Source organism: Arthrobacter sp. BG5 (assembly GCF_056680155.1).
In genome coordinates, this window is record NZ_CM155268.1 from 1506587 (window position 1) to 1523525 (window position 16939).

15 protein-coding genes and 2 pseudogenes are annotated in these 16939 nt (G+C 68.6%); 11 read left to right on the plus strand and 6 right to left on the minus strand.

Translation table 11 applies throughout. The annotated features are described in order from the left end of the window. The first annotated feature begins 123 nt into the window (after window positions 1–123). The 4 genes from AC1MBE_RS06910 (at window position 124) to AC1MBE_RS06925 (ending at window position 4822) form a co-directional block, all read left to right on the plus strand. Complete coding sequence (locus tag AC1MBE_RS06910) at window positions 124–1092, plus strand: carbohydrate ABC transporter permease (RefSeq protein WP_479782512.1); 969 nt, start codon at window positions 124–126, stop codon at window positions 1090–1092. After that, window positions 1092–2042: a carbohydrate ABC transporter permease gene (locus AC1MBE_RS06915; protein ID WP_479781836.1), complete on the plus strand. Its 951-nt coding sequence runs from the start codon at window positions 1092–1094 to the stop codon at window positions 2040–2042. Before AC1MBE_RS06910 ends, AC1MBE_RS06915 begins: the two co-directional genes overlap by 1 nt. A gap of 721 nt (window positions 2043–2763) precedes the next feature. Then, window positions 2764–3714 (plus strand): SRPBCC family protein, encoded by a 951-nt coding sequence (locus AC1MBE_RS06920; RefSeq protein WP_479781838.1) that lies wholly within the window; start codon window positions 2764–2766, stop codon window positions 3712–3714. A 313-nt stretch (window positions 3715–4027) separates the two neighbouring features. Further along, window positions 4028–4822: a DUF2382 domain-containing protein gene (locus AC1MBE_RS06925; protein ID WP_479781840.1), complete on the plus strand. Its 795-nt coding sequence runs from the start codon at window positions 4028–4030 to the stop codon at window positions 4820–4822. 93 nt (window positions 4823–4915) lie between these two features. Here AC1MBE_RS06925 and AC1MBE_RS06930 read toward each other — a convergent pair whose 3' ends face one another. After that, entirely contained in the window at window positions 4916–5575 is a 660-nt protein-coding gene (locus AC1MBE_RS06930; RefSeq protein WP_479781842.1) for an ArsR/SmtB family transcription factor, read from the minus strand. Between the two features lie 186 nt (window positions 5576–5761). Here AC1MBE_RS06930 and AC1MBE_RS06935 point away from each other — a divergent pair. Beyond that, window positions 5762–6910: pseudogene (locus AC1MBE_RS06935) on the plus strand (MFS transporter); the annotation flags it as partial. Window positions 6911–6955: 45 nt separating this feature from the next. On the opposite strand, the gene AC1MBE_RS06940 reads toward AC1MBE_RS06935, so the two are convergent. Together AC1MBE_RS06940 and AC1MBE_RS06945 are read right to left on the minus strand one after the other, a co-directional pair. Then, entirely contained in the window at window positions 6956–8581 is a 1626-nt protein-coding gene (locus AC1MBE_RS06940) for a DUF7059 domain-containing protein (RefSeq protein ID WP_479782514.1), read from the minus strand. 101 nt (window positions 8582–8682) lie between these two features. Beyond that, window positions 8683–8778: pseudogene (locus AC1MBE_RS06945) on the minus strand (MerR family transcriptional regulator); the annotation flags it as partial. 218 nt (window positions 8779–8996) lie between these two features. Between AC1MBE_RS06945 and srmL the strand changes: the two are divergent. The 4 genes from srmL (at window position 8997) to AC1MBE_RS06965 (ending at window position 11857) form a co-directional block, all read left to right on the plus strand. Then, window positions 8997–10154 carry a PheS-related mystery ligase SrmL gene (gene srmL / locus AC1MBE_RS06950; protein WP_479781844.1) on the plus strand — a complete coding sequence of 386 codons (1158 nt, stop codon included), beginning with the start codon at window positions 8997–8999 and terminating at the stop codon, window positions 10152–10154. Between the two features lie 56 nt (window positions 10155–10210). Beyond that, window positions 10211–10666 (plus strand): DUF6023 family protein, encoded by a 456-nt coding sequence (locus tag AC1MBE_RS06955; RefSeq protein ID WP_479781845.1) that lies wholly within the window; start codon window positions 10211–10213, stop codon window positions 10664–10666. A gap of 40 nt (window positions 10667–10706) precedes the next feature. Further along, complete coding sequence (locus AC1MBE_RS06960) at window positions 10707–11255, plus strand: hypothetical protein (protein ID WP_479781847.1); 549 nt, start codon at window positions 10707–10709, stop codon at window positions 11253–11255. Between the two features lie 62 nt (window positions 11256–11317). After that, complete coding sequence (locus AC1MBE_RS06965) at window positions 11318–11857, plus strand: DUF6023 family protein (RefSeq protein ID WP_479781849.1); 540 nt, start codon at window positions 11318–11320, stop codon at window positions 11855–11857. Here AC1MBE_RS06965 and trhO read toward each other — a convergent pair. Further along, window positions 11813–12766, minus strand: a complete 954-nt coding sequence (trhO, locus tag AC1MBE_RS06970) for an oxygen-dependent tRNA uridine(34) hydroxylase TrhO (RefSeq protein WP_479781850.1) — start codon at window positions 12764–12766, stop codon at window positions 11813–11815. The genes AC1MBE_RS06965 and trhO overlap by 45 nt on opposite strands. A gap of 144 nt (window positions 12767–12910) precedes the next feature. On the opposite strand from trhO, the gene AC1MBE_RS06975 reads away from it, so the two are divergent. After that, window positions 12911–13603 (plus strand): GNAT family N-acetyltransferase, encoded by a 693-nt coding sequence (locus AC1MBE_RS06975; protein ID WP_479781852.1) that lies wholly within the window; start codon window positions 12911–12913, stop codon window positions 13601–13603. A gap of 70 nt (window positions 13604–13673) precedes the next feature. Continuing rightward, entirely contained in the window at window positions 13674–16085 is a 2412-nt protein-coding gene (locus AC1MBE_RS06980; protein WP_479781854.1) for a DEAD/DEAH box helicase, read from the plus strand. A gap of 12 nt (window positions 16086–16097) precedes the next feature. Here the strand turns inward: AC1MBE_RS06980 and AC1MBE_RS06985 are convergent, their stop codons facing one another. Beyond that, a complete protein-coding gene (locus AC1MBE_RS06985) occupies window positions 16098–16490 on the minus strand; it encodes an Rv3654c family TadE-like protein (protein ID WP_479781856.1) in 393 nt (130 codons plus the stop codon). Further along, window positions 16490–16867, minus strand: a complete 378-nt coding sequence (locus AC1MBE_RS06990; protein WP_479781858.1) for a TadE family type IV pilus minor pilin — start codon at window positions 16865–16867, stop codon at window positions 16490–16492. The genes AC1MBE_RS06985 and AC1MBE_RS06990 overlap by 1 nt, the downstream gene beginning before the upstream one ends. Between the last annotated feature and the right edge of the window lie 72 nt (window positions 16868–16939).

Below are 16939 nucleotides of genomic sequence, written 5' to 3' on the forward strand. Positions count from 1 at the left end.
TGTAAGTAAGCTTGCTAAATCGAAAGTTAGCCGAAGCAACAGGGTGACGCAAGGGGCGGGCTAGCGGCCCCTGGCAGACGCCGAACCACTGCTTCGCGCTGGAAAAACCGGGAACGGGGGCCACTGGTGACAGTTCACGCATCGGGGAAAGTCGCGCCGCGCAAGTCAAAGCGCGGTGCGCGTCCGGTACGAAACAAGTACAACCGTCGGGAAGCCATCGCCGGCTATTTGTTCATTTCGCCATGGATCGTCGGCTTTGTGGTTTTCATGCTCGGCGCCATGGTCTACAGCCTGGTGATCTCCTTCAGCCGCTACAATCTCGCCACCAACGTGGCGCGACCGGCCGGGACCGCAAACTACGCACTACTCTTCGACGACCCCAAGGTGGCCCTGTCGCTGGCCAACACCCTGTTCTACGCCGTCCTGGCGGTTCCCCTGGAGGTCTGCGTCGCGCTGGGACTCGCGCTTTTGTTGAACCGGGTGGGGCGCGGCGCCGGTTTTTTCCGCACGGTTTACTACCTTCCCAAAATGACACCTTCCGTCGCCACCGCCGCGGTGTTCCTGCTGCTGCTAAACGGAAATACGGGAGCCATCAACCAGGCACTCGGATTCTTCGGCATTACCGGCCCGCAGTGGCTGATTGATCCGGCCTGGGTGAAGCCTTCAATCGTGCTGATGACCCTGTGGGGAGTCAGCGGCACCATGGTCATCTTCCTGGCGGCGCTCAAGAGTGTCCCGAAGGATCTTTACGAGGTGGCGGCTTTGGATGGTGCCGGGCCGGTCCGGAAGTTCTTCTACATCACGGTGCCGATGATCTCGGGCGCCATCTTCTTCAACGTGATTGTCCTGACGATCGCGGCACTGCAGGTATTCGATCAGGCCTACCTCCTTTTCTGGAGGGACCAGACGAGCACGTCTCCGGAGGCGTCGCTGTTTTACGGCATCTATCTCTTCCAGCAGGCGTTCCGCGAGTTCAACTTCGGGTTCGCCGCAGCCATGGCGTGGGTGCTGTTTGTCTTGATCCTGCTGATCAGCCTGGTCCAAGTCAAAATCGGGAACAGGTTCGTTTACTACGAGGGGGAGAAACGCTGATGGCAACGACACGGACCCAGCCGGCTGCGGAGGCGCCGGGCGTCACCGTTTCAGAGGGCACGGACGGGCGGCGCGGCGGCCGGCGGCCGCGCCGGAAGACGCGCAGTCCGCGGACCACGGGTGCCCGCGTGTTGCTCTGGACGGTGCTGATCCTCATCAGCGGGGCATTCCTTTACCCGCTTGTCTGGCTCATCGCGGCCAGCCTCAAGCCCCGCGCCGAAGTGTTCGACAATGCCCTGATCCCCCGCACCTTCTCGCCGCAGAACTACCTCCAGGTGTGGGACGAGTTGCCGCTGGTCCACTGGGTGGCCAACAGCTTCCTGATCGCCGTCCTGGCCGCCACCTTGGTCACCGTTTCCAGCGCGCTGGTCGCCTTCGGTTTCGCCTACTTCCGCTTCCCTGGCCGCAACTTCCTCTTCGGCCTTGTTCTGGCCACGATGATGCTCCCAGGCGCCGTGACGATGGTCCCGCAATATCTGATCTGGAAGAACCTCGGCGTCCTCGGCACCTGGATCCCGCTCTTCGGCATGAACCTCTTTGGCTCGGCCTTCTACATCTTCTTGCAACGGCAGTTCTTCCTCGGGCTCCCCCGTGAACTCTTCGAGGCAGCACGGATCGACGGCGCCAGCTACTTCGGGCTCTTCCGGCGGATCGCCCTGCCGCTGTCCATCCCGTCGCTGGTGGTGATCTTCATCTTCGAGTTCCAGGCGAGCTGGAACAACCTTCAGTCCGCGCTGATCTACCTCAACGCCGGATCGGTGGAGGGCTTCACAGCACCGCTGGGAATCGCCTACGCCATGACCAAATACAGCCCCACCAATGGGGGACAAGGTGACTACCAGTTCGTTATGGTCGCCACCCTGCTCATCACCCTGCCCATGCTGATCCTGTTCGCCTTTGGACAGCGCCACTTTATCGAGGGCGTCGCGACGGAGGGCCGGAAAGGCTGAGCAAGGACGTTCGGGCCCTGAATGCCGCCGATGCCGTTCTGGCCAAGCGCTAGGCGGCTGGAACGGAACCGCGGGCACCGCCGTCGGGCCATCCGGGGCGAGCGGCGCCACGTCCGCCCGCCGACGACGACGGCACCGCTGCTCCGGGGGCGTCCAGCACGGCGAGCGGAAGTTCGCGGTGGACAAGGTAATCGAACGCTGCAGGTCCGGCCATCATCAGTCCCGGACACCATCCGTCCCGGTGGATGGGGCGGATCCCTGCCGCTCGCAGGCCGGCCCTGAAAATCCTGTATCGGACCGGAGTGGAGCCCGCGAGCCCGCACCAGCTCAGGTACAAGCCGTACAGTTCGTCCAGGCTGAGGCCGGTCCCATCCGGGTCCCGGATTACGCACGTAGCGAGAAAATCATCCACTGGCGTCTTTGCCATCATGGCCTCCTGCATCGCGGCGGCATAACCGCTCAACTGAAACAGCATCAACATTGAACGTGAAGAAAGACCAGCCCAAAAATGTGATTGGACAGTAAGAATCTAGGAGCACTCAATCGCCCTGTCAACCAGATATATCGGAGCCCGGCGGCAGGCGGAGGTTTCGCCGTTTCCGGGTGTCGCCTTCTGTTATGGCGGGAGAAACCTATGGCCGGTCGGACGTTCTGACGATATAGTAAGCCTACTGATGACTAGTTCATCACTGTCGATCCCGATCCAATCGAAGGAGACACCATGAGCACCAAAGTTGAAAAGCGCATCCTGGTTAACGTCCCGGTGAGCGTGGCTTATAACCAGTGGACCCAGTTCGAGGAATTCCCCCACTTCATGGGCGGAGTGAAGAGTGTCAAGCAGCTCAGTGATGAGCGGCTGGAATGGACAGCGGAGATTGCCGGGGTCCGCAGGCAGTGGCAGGCCCGGATCCTGGAACAAGTGCCGGACCAGAAGGTTGCCTGGGCGGCGACAGAAGGAGCGACCAACGCCGGGTCCGTCACGTTTGAAGATCTCGGCGGCGGCCAGACATCAGTGCGGCTCTCCCTCGACTACGAGCCCGAAGGTGTAGTCGAGAAAATCGGTGACAAGCTCAACGTCGTGGAGAAACAGGCCGAGAGCGACCTCGAGCGCTTCAAGGCATTCATCGAGGACGAGGGATATGCCACCGGCGCTTGGCGCGGAACAGTGGGCGAAGGCGTACCGGCGGGAACCCCCGGCGTCGACGACGCAGCCGCCTCACGCGGCGACAGCGGCAAAGCCGGCGTCTCCGGCAAAGTGATTGCCGGCGTCGGCCTCGCTGCAGCGGCGGCCGCGGGCGTGGCCGCTGCTTCCGGAGGCAAGGGCTCCGACGCCGACGCGGCGCCGACCGATGCGCCCGTCGTGCCGCCGGCCGCGCCGCGCCCGGGGGCGGCCGCCGCGGTGCCGCCGACCGGCACGGCGGGAAGCGTTTTCCCGGACGAGGGACTCGGACGGGGTGCCGGACTGACCCAGGATGCGACCGGGACCGCCAGCGACGTGGGCACCCGTTCCACCGCCAAACCCTTCGACCAGACGAATGGCCTGGTCGATGTCGAGGGCGACTCCGACGAGACCGCCCTCAGCGACACCGCGAGCGAGGCGGAACGCAGGGCACGGACCGAGGGTGGCCCCGGCACCCTTCCGCCTGCCGGCGGCAGCCTCGGCCAGCACTGAGCCAGGTGCCGGCGGCTGCCAACACAGCCTGACAGGCAGGAAGCCTCCGGCCGGGTTTTGGACCCGGCCGGAGGCTTTCTGCTGTGGTTCGGGAGCTAAGCGCGAAAAAAAATTAGTAAGCATACTTGCCAACCAGGTAGTAAGCATGCTTATGGTAGTCCTGTCGAAAGCCGGATAGAACGTCGCCTCCCGCAGGGAAAATCCTGCAGGGCAGTCGCACCGCTTCCAGTCACACCCTGCCGGCCGGCATGCCACCCAGGCTCCCGGCTGGGACACCACCCGCAGTAAATGATCGACAACCCAAGGAGACACCATGATCGCCAAGGAACACATCGACGACCTGCTGAACCGCAATGGCAACATCCTTTCCACCGATGGGGACAAGATTGGCTCCATCGGCCAGGTGTACACCGACGACGAGAACGGCCAGCCCACCTGGGTCACAGCCAAGACAGGCCTGTTTGGCACCTCGGAGACCTTCGTCCCGCTGGAAGGAGCCCAGGTAAGGGGCGATGACGTGGTCGTCCCCTACACCAAGGACGTGGTCAAGGACGCCCCCCGCGTTGACGTCGACGGACACCTCGAACCCACCGAGGAAGAGCGTCTCTACCAGCACTACCAGCTCAGCGGCGACCGCCGGACGTACACGGACGCCACCACGGGCGGGGATGAGACCCGCTACGCCCAGGAGGCCTCCGGAACCGTCGGCCATGACACCTCCGGTCCGACGACGGACGACGCCATGACCCGCTCCGAGGAACGCCTCCATGTGGGCACCGAGAAGCAGGAAACCGCCCGGGTCCGGCTGCGCAAGTACGTCACCACCGAGAACGTCACCCGGACCGTTCCGGTCCAGCGCGAGGAAGTCCGGCTGGAACGCGAGCCGATCACCGACGCCAACCGGGGCGAGGCCCTGTCCGGTCCGGACATCAGCGAGGAAGAGCACGAGGTCATCCTGCACGAGGAACGCCCCGTCGTGGACAAGGAAACCGTCCCGGTCGAACGCGTCCGCCTCGACAAGGACACCGTGACCGATGAAGTCACCGTCGACGAGGAAGTCCGCAAGGAACGCATCGACACCGACGGCGTCGACGACACCCGCCGCTAAAGGGCTGCCAGATCCAGGACAACTTCATAGCAAGGCCGGGGCGGGGACCAAAGGTCCCCGCCCCGGCCTTTGACGTCCCGGACCGGTCGCAGCCTAAGTGGCCGCGGACCCGCCCCGGTCGTCCGGGATCATTGACCACATGGTGGCCATCCGCTCCGCCCCCTCGGGCACCTGGTCCGGGTCCTCGAGCTCATAGTCCCTGAGCAGGTCGAAGAGCCGCTCGTTCAACTCCGCACGCTGCGCCGGGGTCAGGTACAGCAGGTTGCTGGCCAGCACCACGGAGGAGGTGCCGTCCGCCGCCTCGCCGCGCTGGCGCTGCTCGTCCCGGGCCCTGGCGTAGGCGTTGACGCGCCGACGGTAGGCGTCCAGCTCAAGATCGAGCACGGCGAATTCCGGGCTCGCCACGCCGCCGCCCGAATTAATCGTGAAGTCGGTGCCGGCTGCTTTCCAGCGGCGTTCCCTCGCATCACCCGCGGTGGCGGCCGGCACCACAATGCCCCACTTCTGCAGGGCGCGCAGGTGGTAGCTCATGGCGCTGGGCGTCAGGCCCGTCTGGGCGGCGAGTTCGGTGGCCGTCCGGCTGACCTGGGTGGAATACAGCTCCGAAATGACCTCCAGCCGCGCGGCGTGGGCCAAGGCCCGGATCGCTTTCGGGTCGGTTATCTCGACCTTATTTTCCGGACGCGGCCTGCGCTTGGCGGCCGGCGCGGCGGTGTCAGCGGACAGCTCCGCCTTTGGGGTTTCTGCATTCACCCTCCCAGTCTAGCGAGGCCCGCCAAACTATGAAAGAAATGCTTGACACTCCCTCCGGCGGCGGGATGCCTTGCGATTATGAAACAGATACTTCACAAGGGGTTGAGCCCGGCCGGCGGGCCCTCGCTCTGGCGCAACCGCGACTTCCTGCTCGCCAGCAGCTCCCGCTTCCTGGCCACCGCCGGCATGGGCGCCGTCGTGGTCAGCGTCATGCTGCACCTGCAGAACGTCGCGGCGGCCGGCCCGACGGCGGCTGCCGGGCCATGGCTCGTGGCGGGCTACCTGCTGTGCTCGGCGCTGCCGCTGGTGCTGCTGGCGCCGTGGGCGGGCCGGCTCGCCGACACCAGGGACTCCCGCACCCTCGCCACGGTGTCCTCCGCGGTCAGCGCCGCCGCCGTGGCGGGGATGGGCTTCGGGCTGCAGTACCTGGATAACCACATTCCTGTGCTGTTCGCCATGACGTTCCTCTTGGACACCGCGCAGGCCGTGGCGGGCCCGACCTGGCAGGCGCTGCTGCCCCGGATCGTTGGCGAGGAGCGCACCCCGAGGGCGATGGGCACCATGCAGGCCACCATCATGATCGCCGGCATGGCCGGCCCGGCTGCGGGCGGGCTGCTCAGCGGCTGGGGCGGCTCGGGAATGGTGTTTACCGTGGCGAGCGCGTGCTATCTGGCCATGGGCGTCGGTGCCCTGCTGATCCGGACCCGGCGCGGCACCGCGGCCGAGCTGGCCGGCCGGGAGGCGCCGGCCCTGCTGCACGGTCTGCGGCTGATCCGGCGGGACAGCCTGGTGTGGGCCCTGGTCCTCGGGGCACTGTTCTTCATCGTCGTCGGCGAGGCTACGAACGTGCTGGAAGTCTTTCTGGCCCGTGGCGAACTCGGCGCCACCGAGACGCAGTACGGGTTGCTCGCAGCGGCTTTTGGCCTCGGCATGGCGGCAGGCGCCGCGCTGGCGGGCCGGATCAAGACGCCGCCGGCCCGGCTGCGGGTGCTGCTCGTTTCAATGGCGCTGACCTCCGCGTTCCTGGGTGTGATGGCCCTGGTGCCCACGGTGGGGCTGCTCTTCGTGGCGTACACGGCGATGGGTTCGGCCTGCGGAGCCTTGAACGCGTGCTTTGGCGCCATCGCGATCCTGCGGATTCCGGAATCCGGGCGGGGCCAGGCGATGGCGATCATCGGCGGCATGACCCGCGCCGTCTCTATTGCCGCGCTGGCAATCGGTGGCCTGCTGGGCGCGCTGTTGCCGGTCCGGCTGAGCTTTCTGGTCACGGGGGTGGCCGGCGTGCTGGTGGCCCTGGCTGTCGCCGCCTACGTGCTGCCCCGTTTCGGCCGCGAAGGCGCGCCAGCCCCGGTCGCGGTGCCGGTACCGCCGACGTCCGTCTCAGGCGGGGAGCAGGAAGCCGTCGCGCACGAGGTTGCCCACCTCGTGGATGAGCCCCTGCCGGAATGCCCCGCTGTCGTATCCCTCGTAGCCGCCCAGCAGGGCATCAAGGGCTCCGATGATCTGCCCGACGGAGAGCTCGCCGTCGCACGCTGAGACAAAGCCGGCCAGCTCGGTACTGAGCAGGTTGGTGCGGCGCAGCCCGGCGCCCTGGCGCAGCAGGATGACGCCGGGGTGCTCGGCGCCGGGGCGCTGGTGCCGTTCCTCGGTGACGTCCTCGGCCACCAGCAGGTGCGCGGCCGGCAGGTCGTGGGCGGCCAGCCAGTCGGCGCGCTCGACGGCGGCCCCCAGGTGGGGGCCGACGGGCTGTTCGATCGGGTAGGTGATCTCCTCAAACCTGGAAATCACCGGCCGGGCGCCGGCCGCGGGACGCCGCAGCCAGATCATGCCGAAGCCGATGGCCTCAACGTTCCGGGACGCGAAGTCGCCCAGGTAGGCGGCGTAGGAGTCCTGGTAGAGCCGCCGGTCGCGGGCTTCGGAGGCGTCCTGCAGCCAGGTTTCGGCGTACTGTTCCGGGCCGACCTGCTCGCGCTGGATGAACCACACGTCCGCGTCGGAGCCGGCCCAGGACTGCGGCCGGTCGGCCCAGTCGGCGCCCGCCGGGATCTCCCAGTTGCCCAGCAGCTGCGCTGTTCCGCCGGGGGCGAGGACGGCCGGGAGGTCCCGGACCAGCGCGGCGACGATGTCATCGCCCGGCAGGCCGCCGTCGCGGTAGGTGAACTGGTCCGCGGAGGCCTCCCCCGCACTGCGCGGCGTGATCACGAACGGCGGGTTGGAGACCACCAGGTCGAACTCCTCACCGGCCACCGGATCGAGCAGCGAGCCCTGGCGCAGGCTCGCCCGGGCTTCCAGATCGGCGGGGTCCAGGTGCAGCGCCGCCGCGTTGAGCATCAGGTTGAAGCGCGTGAAGGCCAGGGCACGCAGGGAGATGTCGGTGGCGGTGACGTGTTCGGCGTGGTGCAGGAGGTGGAAGGTCTGGATGCCGCAGCCGGTGCCGAGGTCCAGGGCGCGGGCCACGTGCCGCCGCGCGGTGACCTGCACCAGGGTGGTGGACGCCTGTCCGATCCCTAGTACGTGGTCGTGGCGCAGCACGCCCGGGCGCTGGTGGGCGGCGAGGTCGCTGGCCACCCAGAGTTCGGCGCCGCCGCTGCTGACAGTTTCTTCCCCGGGGCTCCCCTCCCAGCCGTACGGGCGCAGGTCCACCTTCGCCTGAACCAGGCCCCCCGGGGACGGCTCCACGAGACCCAGTTCCAGCAGGCCCGCCGTGCGGATGCCGGGCAGTGCGGCGTCAAGGGTCCCGGCCGGCTGCGGCTCGGCCAGCAGCCAGAGGCGGACGACGGCGGCGAGCGCCGCCGTCGTCGGTTCCGCGTGGGCTGCGGCCTCGGTGGCGATCAGCGCGGGGATGAGCTGATCGCGGCTGAGGGCGCTGTGCGCGGCCGGGCCCAGCAGGCCGGCAACGCCGTCAACGGTGAAGCCGATGCGGCGCAGGTCCTCGGCCAGGCTGCCGAGCAGGTCCGGGATGTCGCTACGGGGCGCGTCGGGGGTGTTGCCGGCGGTGAAGAGCATTGATGGGGTCACCGGACAAGTTTAGGCGCGGCGCAGCCTTCCGCACGGCGCGCGGTTCCCCCGCCGCTCCAGGGGAGCGTCCGCCCGGACGAGCTTCCGCCTCAGAGGTGCGCCTGCGCATAGGCCTGGAGCGCGTCCCGCACGAACTCCGCACCGGAGGCCCCGCCGTAGTTCGCGGCGAAACGTGGATCTGCCAAGCGTCAAGGTCAAGGATTCTTCCATCCGGCCGGTCCGCGGCACGCGCCTGGCGTACGATGAACGCATGCACACGCAGCAGCGATTTATCAGCCCTCGGCCGCTTCCCGGCCGCACGGGCTTCCTGACGCGCGCGTAGCTGCGGCAGCCGGGGTCCGTCCGGCGCAGCGGCTGAGGGTGATTTCCCCCTCCCCGCTCCTGGAACCCAAGGACCCACACCATGAAGACATACCTTTCCCTGCCCGAACTGAATTCCGCCCTTACCGTCCGAGATCTCACCGACCCCGCCGCCGGTCCGCACGCCGTCCAGCTGCTGCTGGCGGAGGTGGTCGCCGGCCTGGAGCAGCTCTGGGGTGTTCCGGCCGAAACGCACCGGCACAGCCCTCTGGTCGCCACGGCCGACAACTACGACCGCCTGGGCTACCCGGCCGGCGACGTCACCCGCGACTCCCGCTACTCCCGCCACGTCAGTCCCACCGTGATGCTCCGCAGCCACACCTCGGCCGGCGTCCCCGCAGTGCTGGACACGCTCCGCCCCGAGCTCGGCCACTACGACCGGCTACACGTATTACCTGGCCTGGTCTACCGCCGCGATGCGGTGGACCGTACCCATGTCGGCGCGCCGCACCAGGTGGATCTGTGGCGGCTCAAGGCCCGCGGCCTGCTCGGTCCCGCGGAGCTGCATGCGATGATGGCCGCGGTGGTCGAGGCAGTGCTGCCGGCAGCGCAGCACCCGGATGTCCAGTGGCGCGCCACACCGTCGGAGCACAGCTACACGGCGCTGGGGCAGCAGCTGGATGTGCTGCTGACCCTGCCCGATGGCCGCCGCGAGTGGCTGGAACTGGCCGAATGCGGACTCGTCGCGGCACGGGTCCTGCGCGGCTCCGGCCTGGACCCCCGCCGCTGGGCCGGGCTCGCACTGGGCATGGGGCTGGACCGGGCCGTCATGCTGCGCAAGGGGATCCGGGACATCCGGCTTCTGCGTTCCACGCGTCCGGAGGTTGAGGCGCAGCTGCAGGACCTGGCGCCGTACCGGCCGGTGTCGGCCATGCCGGAGGTCCGGCGCGATCTGTCCCTCGTGCTCGGCGACGCGGCGGAGGCCGACGTCGAACTGCTCGGCGACCTCGCCCGCACGGCCCTGGGCGCCGACGCCGAAGACTTGGCGGCACTCGAGATCCTGGCCGTGACACCGGCGGCCGAGCTGCCGACGGCCGCCGTCGAACGCCTCCGGCTGACCCCGGACCAGGTAAACGTGCTCCTCCGTCTGGTCCTGCAGCCGCTGGACCGGACCCTGACGGACCAGGCTGCCAACAAGCTGCGTGACCGGGTGTACCTGGCCCTGCACCGCGGACGTGTGCAGGAGCTGATTGCCGGCTAGCACCCCGGGACGACGGCGGGGCGGGGGCGGGGCACCCCAGCGGGTAAGTTGGAGTCATGCTTTTCGTTCCACCGCTGCCGTCCCGCCCCCGCGTTCTCCGCCGTAGCCTGGCCGCCGCGGCCGGCGCCGCCATCCTGCTCGGCGTCGCGGCGTGCTCCCCGGCCGGGTCCATCGAATCGGCCGACGTGAACGCGTGGCAGGCCACCGCCCTGCCGTCGGCCAGCGGGGCCGTCCTGGCTGATGCGGGCAAGATCCGGGACCGGAACCCGGTCGCCAAGGACGCCACCGTCCCGGCCGGCAGCTACACCCTGACCATGACCTGCGAGGGCGGCGGCAAGGAATTCTTCGAGGTCTCCCTCGACGGCCAGCGGCTGACGGAGGCCGGGGCCGCCTGCAACGGGAGCCGGGAGACCGCCAGGATCAAGGTGCCGGCGGCCGGCAAACTGAAGGTCAGCGCCTCCAGCGTGGACGCCCCGCTCATTTTTGCCTACCACGTGGTGCCTGCGGCCTGATGTGACTGGCCCCGGCTGCCGGGACCACTAGGCTCGTTGCATGGTTGCTACTGGGGGTAGGCAATGGGACCGCGCCGCGGCGCCGCTGATCGTTCTCGCGTTTCTTGCGGTGACGGCGCTGGCCGGCTGTGAAGTCGCAGACGACGTCGGGCATCCGGCTACCGACGCCGGGCCATCGGTCCGCTCCAGTGCGCCTGGACCGCCCCTGCCGACCCAGGACCCGGAACTTGCCGCCGAAGCGGCCAAGAACATAACGGAAGTTCAGCGGCTCCTCGGAGCCCCGCCGAAGAAGGAACTGATGTCCGCTTTGAGCGGGATCGGCTTCCGCCAGACCACGCCAGGAACAGCCAAGGGGCCGTATACCGTAAGTGTGGCCTGCGCAGGCGCGCCAAACGCGCTCCTGACGATTTCACAGGACGACCGCCGGGACAGGGCCAGGCTGCAGCTGACCGTCAAGTGCGGGCGCACTGTCCACGCCGCCGTGGAGCTGAAATCCGGGCCGACCACGGTGCAAATCGACCCGAATTCAACCGGGCCCGATCCAGGCGCCGCCGTCGGGTTCCGGCTCGTCCGCCACCCAGCCCCTTAGTGGGGCGAACCCCCGGCAACGTAGCTCTGTTCCGGCGCCGCGGCCGGGCCTAAAGTCGGAGTATGCCCACCGCGCAGGCACCCGCGCTGCGGCGGTCCCGCGGCGCCGCGGCCGCCGTCGCGCTGGCCGCTGTCCTTGCCTGCGCTTCGGGGCTGGCCGCCTGTGAGTATCAGTACGACGACGGATTCTCCGGTTCTACGCCGTCCCAAGCAGTAACCTTCACGGACGCCGCGCTCCCGCAGGACCCCGGCAGGAACCGGCCGGTAATCGGGGCTGAGCTGGACCAGTGGCTGGCGGAGGTGCTGCCGGAGACCCAGGGGCAGGTCTTCCACACCGCTTCCGGGCTGTTGGAGGCGGGCGCGATCCGGCACGAGACCACCACACAATTGCCGAGCGGAACGTATGCGCTGACACTGGCTTGCCGGAGTACCCGCCGGGTGTCGTTCACGATCCGGGACAAGGAGAGTGTCCTGGTGGATCTCAGCCTGCGCTGCGGCAGTCCGCGGGTCAACGTGGTGCAGCTCGCCGCTGACGCGGTGCTGCGCGTCCGGATCGAGTCACTGGCGCCGGCGAATTTCGCCTACCGCGTGAGCCGGATCTGAGCCCGATCCTTGCCGAGCCGGGTCGCAGCCGTCCGGGCAGCGCAGCGTCGACGGATCCGAGGCGCAGTCGGCGCAGTACAGCGTCAGGGTGCGGCAGCTGGGGTTGGAGCAGTTCTCGAACTTGCTCGTGGGGGCCGCGCAGCGGATGCACTGGCCGATGGTCTTGGCGTCCTCGCTGAACTCCAGGTGCATGCGCTTGTCGAAGACGTACAGGGAGCCTTCCCAGAGCCCCTGGTCCTTGAACGCCTCGCCGTAGCGGACGATCCCGCCGTCGAGCTGGTAGACCTCTTTGAAGCCGCGGTTGACCATCAAGCTGGAGAGGACCTCGCAGCGGATGCCGCCGGTGCAGTAGGTGACGACCGGCTTGTCCTTGAGGGCGTCGTACTTGCCGGAGTCGAGCTCCTTGATGAAATCGTGGGTCGTTGCGACGTCGGGGACGACGGCGTCCTTGAATTTTCCGATCTGGGCTTCGAAGCCGTTGCGTCCGTCGAAGAACACCACTTCGTCCCCGGCCTGCTTCTTCGCTTCCACGAGCCGGTGAAGTTCCTCCGGCGCAAGGTGCGTCCCGCCGCCGACGACGCCGTGTTGATCCACCTTGAGCTCACCCGGCGCGCCGAAGGAGACGATCTCGTCGCGCACCTTGACGCTCAGCCGGGGGAAGTCCTCGGCGCCGCCGTCGGACCACTTCACGTCGATGCCGCGGAAACCCTTGTATTCGCGGGTCGTCTTGACGTACTGCTTGACGGCGCCGATCTCGCCGCCGACGGTCGCGTTAATGCCGTCCTTGGAGATGATGATCCGGCCGGTCAGCCCGAGTTTTTCGCAGAGGGCGCGCTGCCAGAGCCGGACGGCGTCCGGGTCGGCGATCAGGGTAAAGCCGTAAAAGAGCACAATTCGATTCAAAGCCACGTATTTAAGCGTACTGGGCGGGGCAAAACGCTCAGGCACGGCGGCGCCGAGGGTGCCAGCACCCACGGTCACAATTGGGTAAGCAAGCGCCCGCACCGAACCCGGCCCCTGTTGCTTGTGCCGGGGCTGGAATACGCTCATCTCATGAGTCTTGACGCCATGGTTGAAGACACCACCCACCTCCTGGAGGTCTGGGTTGCCGGGTGGGCCGGCTGCCGGGGTTATGAGACGCGCAGGGAAGGCCGCTTTCCTGCGGCGCTGCGGGCGGACACGACCCACGAATGGGAGTATTTCGCCCACGATCCCTCGGACGCCGAGTTCGCTGACCTGGCCGCCAAAACCGCCGAGGTCCCGGCCCGGATCCTCACTATCCTCACCAACGACGTGCCGCGCTACACCACCCTCGCGGAACAAAACGGGCTGAACGTCACGTCGGCGTCGCAGACCATGATGATCGTGGACATGGAAACCCAGGACTCCGAGGACCCCTGGCTTCCGGACGACGATCTGCGCTGGGTGCCCTCGACCGAGGGCGGAGTCCATCACGCCGTCGTCTACGCCGGGGAGGAGGTCGCCGCCAGCGGACGGGTGTTCGTCGCGGACCACACCGCCGTCTTCGACAGGATTGTCACCGAGCCCGGGTTCCAGCGGCGCGGACTCGGCAGTTTCATCATGCGGGCGCTGGCAGCGCAGGCGTTCGAGCACGACGTCGAAGGGGGCCTCCTGCTGGCCTCCCTGGATGGCCAGCAGCTGTACTCCCATCTCGGCTGGACCACGGTGTGCCATGTGCTGATGCTCTCCGCCTCGGACGAGGGCGCCGACCTGTCCGTGGGGTGACCCTGGCCCGGGCACTGGCGTTGAAACGGGCTCCGGCGGGCGATTTGAGTCCGGGTGAAACAATGTTGGAGTGAATCCACACGAGTCCCTGATCCCGTTGCTGGGCCGCGGACCGGACCCGGAGCAGCTGCGGCATGTGCGCATGATCCCGGCCCGGCAGGCCGTCAACGAGCCGTGGCCGGCGTGGGTCCACCCCGATCTGGTGCAGGCCTACGGCTCGCTGGGCATCCACGAGCCCTACCGCCACCAGGTGCAGGCCGCCGACCTTGCGCACGCGGGCGAACACGTGGTGATCGCCACCGGCACCGCTTCCGGCAAATCCCTGGCCTACCAGCTGCCGGCGCTGGACGCGGTCCACCGCTCCGAACTGCGCGTCCTGGCCGACCCCGGCAAGATCCACGACGACGGCGCCGTCACCCTCTATCTTTCCCCCACCAAGGCGCTGGCCGCCGACCAGCTGGCCGCCATCCGCTCACTAAAGCTCCCCACCGTCCGGGCCGAGACCTACGACGGCGATACCGACCCGGCGTCCCGCCGCTGGATCCGGGACCACGCCAACGTCATCCTCGCCAATCCCGACATGCTGCACTTCGGCATCCTGCCCAACCATGCCTGGTGGGCCAGGTTCTTCCGGCGGCTGCGCTACGTGATTGTCGACGAGGCGCACAGCTACCGCGGCGTGTTTGGCTCGCACGTGGCCAACCTGATGCGCCGGCTGCGGCGGATCTGCGCCTACTACAGCCCCGGCGCCTCCCATCCGGGCCCTGTGTTCATCGCCGCCTCGGCGACCGCGTCCGACCCCGGGACCTCCTTCGGCCGGCTTATCGGCGCTCCGGTCCGGGCGGTCTCCGAGGACTGTTCGCCGCACGGCGCCACCACCGTGGCGTTCTGGGAACCCGCCCTGACCGAACTGCGCGGCGAAAACGGCGCGAAGGAACGCCGCACCGCGGTGGCTGAAACCTCGGACCTGCTGGCCAACCTGGTCTCCTCCCGGATCCGCACCATCGCGTTCATCAAGTCGCGCCGCGGGGCCGAGACGATCGCCTCGATCACCAAACGGCTCCTCGACGAGGTGGATCCCAGCCTGCCCCAGCGGGTCGCGGCGTACCGCTCCGGGTACCTGCCGGAGGAACGGCGCGCCCTGGAAAAGGCGCTGCGTTCCGGCGAGCTGCTGGGCGTTTCGAGTACCTCCGCACTGGAACTCGGCATCGACATCTCGGGCCTCGACGCCGTCCTGGTCGCCGGCTGGCCGGGGACCCGGGCGTCGCTGTTCCAGCAGATCGGCCGGGCCGGCCGCGCCGGACAGGACGCCATTGCCGCCTTCGTCGCGAGCGACGACCCGCTCGACACCTACCTGGTGAACCACCCGGAGGCAATTTTCGACGTCTCGGTGGAGGCCACGGTCTTCGACCCCTCCAATCCCTATGTCCTCGGGCCCCACCTGTGCGCTGCCGCGGCGGAACTGCCGCTGGGCTACGCGGAGCTCGGGCTCTTCGGCCCGAAGGCCGAAAAACTGCTGGACCAGCTGGTCGCCCAGGGCTACCTGCGTAAACGTCCGGCCGGCTGGTTCTGGACGCACCCCCAGAGCGCCGCGGCCATGGTGAACCTGCGCGCCGACGGCGGCGGACCGGTCAGCATCGTGGATGCCGACACGGGGTCCCTGCTCGGCACCATGGATTCACCCCAGACGCACTACCAGGCGCACACCGGCGCCGTCTACGTCCACCAGGGCGAAAGCTACGTCGTCGAGGACCTGAACGAAGACGATCACTGCGTCGTGGTGCGGCGGGCCAACCCCGACTACTACACGACGGCGCGCGACGTGACCCAGATCGAGGTCCTGGAGACGCTCCGCACCACCCAGTGGGGCGACGTGGCGGTGCATTTCGGCGATGTGAAAGTGACGACACAGGTGGTCTCCTTCCAGCGCAAGGCGCTCATCTCGAACGAGATCCTCGGCGAGGAACCGCTGCAGCTGGGCGCCCGGGACCTGTTTACCAAGGCTGTCTGGTTCGTGATGGACAACCGGTCGCTGACCGGGGCCGGGCTGATCGAGGCGCAGTTCCCGGGGGCGCTGCACGCGGCCGAGCACGCCGCGATCGGATTGCTGCCGCTGGTGGCGTCCAGCGACCGGTGGGACATCGGCGGGGTGTCGACGGCCATCCACGCGGACACCGGGGTGCCCACCATTTTCGTGTACGACGGCCACCCCGGCGGCGCCGGCTTCGCCGAGCGGGGCTACGACAAAGCCAGGGTGTGGCTCTCCGCCACGCGCGACGCCATCAAAGCCTGCGAATGCGAGTCCGGCTGCCCGTCCTGCGTGCAGTCCCCCAAGTGCGGCAACAAGAACAACCCGCTGGACAAGGACGCCGCCGTCACGTTGCTGGAGATGCTGCTGGCCGACGCCACGGACCTCATGGGCGGCCCGGCCGGGGAGCAGGACGCTCCGCCCGCGGGGCACCCCGCCGGCCAACCGGTTTAGGCCGGCGACCGCCTACCCGGTGCCCGGTTCTGCCGGTCCGCCGCCCTCTACCGGGGGCGGCCCGGCCCTGGCGAGTCCGGTGGCCGGGCCGAACACCGTACGGGAGGGAAGTTCGGTGCGGACCTGGACGGTGTTGCCGGATTCGACCGAGCATGCCAGGAGCCCCGCGCCGTGCCGGGCGGCAACCTCGGCGGCGACGGCGCACGGCTCGCCGGCGGAGAGTCCACGGGCCGCGTCCGCGGCCGCAAGGGCCGCCAGATCCGCGGCCGTGGCAGCCTTCGACGCCGCCACGGCGGCCTGGCCGAGCACGACGACAGCCGTCATCGCCAGCAGCAGCACCATCCCCAGGCCGAGCGCGAGCACGCTGCCCGCACCCAGCTCCGGCTCCCGAGCCTGGGCCGGCATCACGCGCGCCGGACCAGGCCGTGCGGCGCCGTCCCCGGAACGGAGGCCTCCGCCGCGCCCGGGGATTCATTCCGCGCCCAGGCCTTCGCGGTGAGGGTCCACGGGACCAGCGTTCCCACCGCCCCGCTGACGGTTCCGGACACGGTCACACTGAGCCAGACGCCGTCGGAGGCCACCGCGGCCAGGGCCGAATCCCCGGCGAGTTGCCGGACGATGCCCCCGACGGCGGCGGCGTCCTCACCGCGCGCCAGCGCCCTTGCACCGGCCCGGGCGGCCTCTTCCAGGCGCAGTTGCGTCAGTCCCGCCGCGGACCCGGCCAGCAAAAGACCCAGGAGCAGCACAACTGCGGGAAGCGTGACGGCGAACTCGGCGGTCACCGCGCCCCGGGACGTTGCTGCGCCGCGGCCAGGATGCTGTCCGAGCCGCGGTGCGGCCGGTTCCTTCGGCGG

Coding starts and splice junctions, on each gene's coding strand:
- srmL (WP_479781844.1), top strand. CDS start 8,997: ATGAAGACATACCTTTCCCTGCCCGAACTGAATTCCGCCCTTACCGTC.
- AC1MBE_RS06960 (WP_479781847.1), top strand. CDS start 10,707: ATGGTTGCTACTGGGGGTAGGCAATGGGACCGCGCCGCGGCGCCGCTG.
- AC1MBE_RS06920 (WP_479781838.1), top strand. CDS start 2,764: ATGAGCACCAAAGTTGAAAAGCGCATCCTGGTTAACGTCCCGGTGAGC.
- AC1MBE_RS06965 (WP_479781849.1), top strand. CDS start 11,318: ATGCCCACCGCGCAGGCACCCGCGCTGCGGCGGTCCCGCGGCGCCGCG.
- AC1MBE_RS06915 (WP_479781836.1), top strand. CDS start 1,092: ATGGCAACGACACGGACCCAGCCGGCTGCGGAGGCGCCGGGCGTCACC.
- AC1MBE_RS06985 (WP_479781856.1), bottom strand. CDS start 16,490: ATGCCGGCCCAGGCTCGGGAGCCGGAGCTGGGTGCGGGCAGCGTGCTC.
- AC1MBE_RS06975 (WP_479781852.1), top strand. CDS start 12,911: ATGAGTCTTGACGCCATGGTTGAAGACACCACCCACCTCCTGGAGGTC.
- AC1MBE_RS06955 (WP_479781845.1), top strand. CDS start 10,211: ATGCTTTTCGTTCCACCGCTGCCGTCCCGCCCCCGCGTTCTCCGCCGT.
- AC1MBE_RS06925 (WP_479781840.1), top strand. CDS start 4,028: ATGATCGCCAAGGAACACATCGACGACCTGCTGAACCGCAATGGCAAC.
- AC1MBE_RS06940 (WP_479782514.1), bottom strand. CDS start 8,581: ATGCTCTTCACCGCCGGCAACACCCCCGACGCGCCCCGTAGCGACATC.